This window comes from Leisingera sp. ANG-M7 (assembly GCF_000813965.1).
GTDB lineage: Bacteria > Pseudomonadota > Alphaproteobacteria > Rhodobacterales > Rhodobacteraceae > Leisingera.
Genome location: NZ_JWLI01000044.1, coordinates 1 through 725, shown reverse-complemented (window position 1 = coordinate 725; position 725 = coordinate 1). Strand labels below are relative to the sequence as shown.

Genomic DNA, 725 nt, shown 5'->3' with positions numbered 1-725 from the left:
GAGGCGCGCCAACGGCTGGAACGCGGTGACATCAAAAATGCCGTCGCGCAGGCATTCGTCGCGCAGGTGCACGCCGGTCACCTCGCCGAACACCACCTTGTTGGCCTCACCCGGCAGGGTGACGATCCGGGTCAGCTTGCATTCCAGTGCCGCGGGGGCTGCGGCGACGCAGGAACAGGCGATGGTCTCGCATTCCGCAGCCTCCAGCCCGGCATGGGCGAACTCATCCGTGTCCTTGGGCAGAGCGGCGGAGCTGGCGTTCATCGCGTCGCGCAGCGCGTAGGAGACCACGTTGACGCAAAAGACGCCGGTGGCCGCGATATTGGCAACCGAATCCTTGGTGCCGTCCTGGTCCGGCTTGGCGCTGGTGGAGGCAAACATCACCTGCGGCGGGGTGTAGGCGACGGCGTTGAAGAAGGAATAGGGCGCCAGGTTGTTCACCCCGTCCGGCGAGCGGCTGGAGATCCAGCCGATCGGGCGCGGCGTGACAATGGCGTTGAACGGATTGTGGGGGAGGCCGTGGCCGTCCTCGGGCCGGTAGAACATTTCTGTTTCCTGCTCTGGTCATAGATGTTTGCCCAAGGCTTACGCCCATGCTAGGCCAAACGCCAGCCTGCAGGGAAGAATGCGGAGGCAGGGACGGCGTGATCGAATTGAGGGCAGAGCAGCCGGAGGACCGGTGGGAGGTTGAGGCGCTCTATGACCTGTGCTTTGCGCCCGGGCGC

At 65.2% G+C, this 725-nt stretch carries 1 protein-coding gene and 1 pseudogene; one reads left to right on the top strand and one right to left on the bottom strand.

Annotated features, from left to right (window positions below; translation table 11 throughout):
* Positions 1-546, bottom strand: a 546-nt coding sequence (locus RA26_RS21830; RefSeq protein ID WP_039187550.1) for a flavin reductase family protein, incomplete at its 3' end; no start/stop codon positions are given.
* Between the two features lie 98 nt (positions 547-644).
* On the opposite strand from RA26_RS21830, the pseudogene RA26_RS23305 reads away from it, so the two are divergent.
* Positions 645-725 (top strand): annotated as a pseudogene (locus RA26_RS23305) (GNAT family N-acetyltransferase); the annotation flags it as partial.